The organism is Kitasatospora sp. NPDC024654 (assembly GCF_055559155.1).
In genome coordinates, this window is sequence record NZ_JBVHLF010000201.1 from 1 (window position 1) to 4,238 (window position 4,238).

Annotated in this window: 4 protein-coding genes and 1 pseudogene; 4 read left to right on the forward strand and 1 reads right to left on the reverse strand. The window is 68.7% G+C overall.

Features of this window, described 5'->3' with window-relative positions; translation table 11 throughout:
* Positions 1-114 precede the first annotated feature (114 nt).
* The 4 genes and pseudogenes from ACZ38L_RS38660 to ACZ38L_RS38675 all read left to right on the forward strand — a co-directional run bounded on the left by ACZ38L_RS38660 (position 115) and on the right by ACZ38L_RS38675 (position 3,743).
* Positions 115-1,416: a replication initiator gene (locus tag ACZ38L_RS38660; protein WP_465702694.1), complete on the forward strand. Its 1,302-nt coding sequence runs from the start codon at positions 115-117 to the stop codon at positions 1,414-1,416.
* Positions 1,409-1,618 carry an excisionase family DNA-binding protein gene (locus tag ACZ38L_RS38665; protein ID WP_465702700.1) on the forward strand — a complete coding sequence of 70 codons (210 nt, stop codon included), beginning with the start codon at positions 1,409-1,411 and terminating at the stop codon, positions 1,616-1,618. The genes ACZ38L_RS38660 and ACZ38L_RS38665 overlap by 8 nt, the downstream gene beginning before the upstream one ends.
* Complete coding sequence (locus tag ACZ38L_RS38670; protein WP_465702696.1) at positions 1,618-2,757, forward strand: tyrosine-type recombinase/integrase; 1,140 nt, start codon at positions 1,618-1,620, stop codon at positions 2,755-2,757. The genes ACZ38L_RS38665 and ACZ38L_RS38670 overlap by 1 nt, the downstream gene beginning before the upstream one ends.
* Before the next feature lie 411 nt (positions 2,758-3,168).
* A pseudogene (locus ACZ38L_RS38675) lies at positions 3,169-3,743 on the forward strand (GNAT family N-acetyltransferase).
* Positions 3,744-3,985: 242 nt separating this feature from the next.
* On the opposite strand, the gene ACZ38L_RS38680 reads toward ACZ38L_RS38675, so the two are convergent.
* On the reverse strand, positions 3,986-4,126 hold the full coding sequence (locus tag ACZ38L_RS38680; protein WP_465702698.1) for a hypothetical protein: 141 nt from the start codon (positions 4,124-4,126) through the stop codon (positions 3,986-3,988).
* Positions 4,127-4,238: the final 112 nt, after the last annotated feature.

Genomic DNA, 4,238 nt, shown 5'->3' on the forward strand with positions numbered 1-4,238 from the left:
CGCCGTCACCTCATCGTCGACCTGCCCTCGCGCACTCACAGCAGAACATCCTGCCGCACCCGCCAATCGAGATCTATCCCTGTAGTACTAGCCGCCCTCGCCCAGCTCGGAACCATGCCCGCCCTCATGCGCCAACTCGCCGGCCTCGGCGGCTGCGGCCGGCCCATCCGCCTCGATGGCCACCGCACCGAAGTCCACACCGTCACCGGCGAAGTCCTGCACCACCTGGAATCCGCTGACCTGGCCGCCGGTCACCTCCTGGTCCGCTGCAACAACCGCCGCACCACCCGCTGTGCGGCCTGCGCCGAGACCTACCGCCGCGACACCTACCACCTGATCACCGCCGGACTCACAGGCGGCAAAGGCGCCCCCGCCACGGTCGCCGCTCACCCCCGGGTCTTCGCCACCTTCACCGCCCCCGGCTTCGGCCCCGTCCACAACCGCCTCACCAACGGCCGCTGCCGCTGCGGCACCCACCACGCCGACGGCGCGCCCGAGTTAGGCACACCAATCAATCCGGACACCTACGACTACCGCGCCGCAGTGCTCTGGAACGCTCACGCCGGGAAGATCTGGGCCCGCTTCTCGATCTACCTGCGCCGCGAAGTCGCCAAGCGCGCCGGCCTGACCCAACGCGACTTCCGCGAGCACGCCCGCATCTCCTTCGCCAAGGTCGCCGAGTACCAAAAGCGCGGCGCCGTCCACTTCCACGCCGTCATCCGCCTCGACGGCCCCGCCGGCGGCGACACCCCACCCCCGGCCTGGGCCACCGCTGAACTCCTCACCGACGCCATCCGCGCCGCCGTCGCCGCCACCGAGATCCCCGGGCCCGTCCTCGACGGCACCGCCCACACCTTCGCCTTCGGCCGCCAGCTCGACATCCGCACCATCCGAACCGCCGACTTCGCCGCCGGCACCGCCCTGACCGAACGCGCCGTCGCCGCCTACATCGCCAAGTACGCCACCAAGGGCGCCGAGACTGCCACAGGCACCCTCGACCGCCCGGTGAAACTGCTCGCCGAGCTGGCCCACCTGGACGTCTCCGAACACGCCCGCCGCCTGATCCGCACCTGCTGGACCCTCGGCGCCCTCCCCGAGCTCGAAGAACTCCGGCTGCGCGCCTGGGCTCACATGCTCGGCTTCCGCGGCCACTTCTCCACCAAGACTCGCCGCTACTCCACCACCCTCGGCGCCCTGCGCGAGGCACGCGCCGCCTGGCGCAGAGCCCAAGCCACCACCCACACCGACGGACCGCCCCCGGCCGCCGACGACGAGTCCACCGAGCCCACAACCCTCGTCCTCGCCCACTGGACCTTCGCCGGCATCGGCCTCACCCCAGGCGAACGCTGGCTCGCCGAAGCACTCACCCCCGCACCAGGAACGGAAGGAGAACCCACCACCCATGTCCCTGCCTGACCACCTCCTCACGATCGCCGAGGTCGCCGCCCTCCTCGGCACCACCGACCGGTTCCCTCGACGCCTGGTCGCCGAACGCCGCATCGCCTTCATCAAGGTCGGCCGCCACGTCCGCATCGCGCCTGCGGCCCTGGCCGAGTTCATGGCGGCCAACACCGTGCAGCCGCTGACCACCCGTCGCGCCCTGCGGTCGGTGGCCTGATGGCCGGCAAGCGGCGGCAGTTCGGCCGCATCCGCAAGCTCCCGTCCGGCCGGTATCAGGCGCGCTACCCCGACCCGCAAGGTGTTCTCCGGCCGGCCCCGGTGACGTTCCGCACCAAGCGGGAAGCGGAGATCTGGTTGGCCGAGACCCAGGCCGACCTTTCGCGTGGTGACTGGCGTGATCCGGATGCCGGAGCGATCAACTTCACTGAGTACGCCGAAGCGTGGATCACCGAGCGTGGGCTGATGGCCACCACGGACGAGCTGTACCGCCGGCTTCTCCGGCTGCACCTCGCGCCCGCCTTCGGTGCCTGGAACCTGGACGAGATCACTGCGCCTCGCGTCCGGGCCTGGCGCGCGGCCCTGCTCGCCACCGGCAAGCAGATCACGACTGCGAAGGCATACCGCCTGCTCAAGGCCATCCTCGCCACCGCCACCGACGACGAGCTGATCCGCCGGAACCCCTGCCGGATCAAGGGTGCAGGAAAGGAGTCATCGGAGGAACGCGAGACCGCGACCATCGAACAGGTCTATGAGCTGGCCGAACTGGTCGGCGCCCGCTGGCGGGCCATGGTTCTCCTGGCCGCGTTCACCACGCTCCGCCCGGAAGAACTCGCCGAGCTGCGCCGCTCGGATATCAACCTCGCCGCCGGCACCGTGCGGGTCCGCCTCGCTGCTCCTGAGCTGAACACCGGCCGGCGGGTCGTGGGCGACACCAAGTCCGAGGCCGGGAGACGCACCGTGACCATCCCCGCCGTAGTACTCCCGGACGTGAAGATGCACCTTGAGCTGTTCGCCGAGAAGGGTCCGAAGGGGCTGCTGTTCGTCGGTGAGAAGGGTGCCCCGTTCCGCCGGACTTCCTTCGGCCGGATCTGGAAGAAGGCACGCGACAAGGCGGGCATGCCGGACTTCCGGTTCTACGATCTGCGGCACACCGGCAACACCTTGGCAGCCACCACAGGCGCCAGTCTCAAGGAGCTTATGGCTCGCATGGGGCACGCCTCCGTTCGGGCCGCGCTGATCTACCAACACGCCGCCAGCGAGCGGGACAAGAAGATCGCTGACGGCATGGACGCGGCGATCAACCAGAAGCTCGGCCGGGGCACGACCGCCCGCGGCGAAGAGGCTCCCTCGGCCTAACGGGCACGCAGGGGACACGGGGCCCGAAACGGCCCACGGAAAGCAAAAGGCCCAGCTCGGGGATCATGCCCCTGAGCTGGGCCTTTACTGCTGGAGCGGGCGACGAGAATCGAACTCGCGCTATAAGCTTGGGAATCTTTGGGCCTCCGAGGCCGAAAGCGCCTCTGACCTGCGGCGATACCCGATCAGGTGGGTCCGTGGCGCATTCAGTTCTGACCTCTGCTGACCGTCCTTCACCGCCCGTTCTGGCACGGATCTGGCACGGCCCAGATCAGCTCCCACTGCCGACGCTCGCCAGCGGGCCCACAGGCGATTTACCGCCGCTCCTCAGCTTCTCACGCCGGGCGCCTCGTTCGCAGGTCTGATGACCAGTTCGTCTTCAACGACCTGACTTGTCGTCGAAAGCCCACAGTGGCAACCCCGGGGAGACTGGTCGCAGAATCACGCCAGCCCGACGTCGGCTCATCCGGTGACCGCGCCGGTAGGCTCCACAACCGTGACCACGGCGCACCTGGCCGGCCCCGCCTGACACTGCGCGAAGTCGAACCCGAGGATGCCGACGCCCTCCTGGCCATCTACGGCGGCCCAGAGGCCACCCGGCATCTCAGCTTCGAGCCTCGCACCCCGGACCACGTCCAGCTGATCACCGACCGCTCGATCGCGTCGGCGAAGGACAGCCCGAGGATGGAGTACTGCCTCGCCGTCACCCAACTCGGCAAGCACGAACTCGTCGGCTATGGCCGCCTGGCAACCGAGCCCCAGCAGGCGGCCACCATCGGCTTCGCCCTGCACCCTGCCGAGTGGGGAAGGGGCTCGGCACGGAGACCGTCCATCTGCTGTGCGCGCTTGCGTTCAACACCTTCGGCCTGCACCGAATCTGGGCAGCCCGATCGCCCCTGAACAAGACTCCGGCCCGCGTCCTCCTCCGGGCCAGGATGACCGAGGACGGCCGAATCCGCGACCACGTCTTCGTCAGAGGCGCGTGACGCGGCTCGATCACTTACTCGATCCTGGAACAGGGGTGGTCACCGATCAGCGCACCGCCGACGGCGGGGTGAATGACTGCTGACGGACATTGCAGAGCCGCAGCCAGGGCCCCGATCGCAGCGCGATCAGGGCCCTGGTGCTTTTCAGCTTTTGGCCTGCTCTGGAAAGCTGCCCCAGTGCCCCCCGAAGCCCCGCTGGACGGGGGTGAATGGGGCCAAAGCTGGGACCAAAAGTCCAGGTCCTAGCTGATGCTTCCTTGGTGGTGCAGCAGCACCGGATCGGTCGAGAGCCCCGCCTCCAGCAGTTCTTCTTGGTGCTTGCGTTGGTGCACCACCAGGATTTTGCCGCGGTGTACCTGAAGTTTCCCCTTGAGGTTGGACACCTGGAGACTGGGCGATGCAAGCCCGGAGGAAGCAGCACCAGGTGGGAATCAAGAGCAACATGGCCAAGCGGTATACGGCGGAGTTCAAGCGGGACGCGGTCGCGCTCGTCCG

Bases quoted from the DNA above. Each gene is read 5' to 3' on its own strand.
- ACZ38L_RS38660 (WP_465702694.1), top strand. From the start codon at position 115: ATGCCCGCCCTCATGCGCCAACTCGCCGGCCTCGGCGGCTGCGGCCGG.
- ACZ38L_RS38670 (WP_465702696.1), top strand. From the start codon at position 1,618: ATGGCCGGCAAGCGGCGGCAGTTCGGCCGCATCCGCAAGCTCCCGTCC.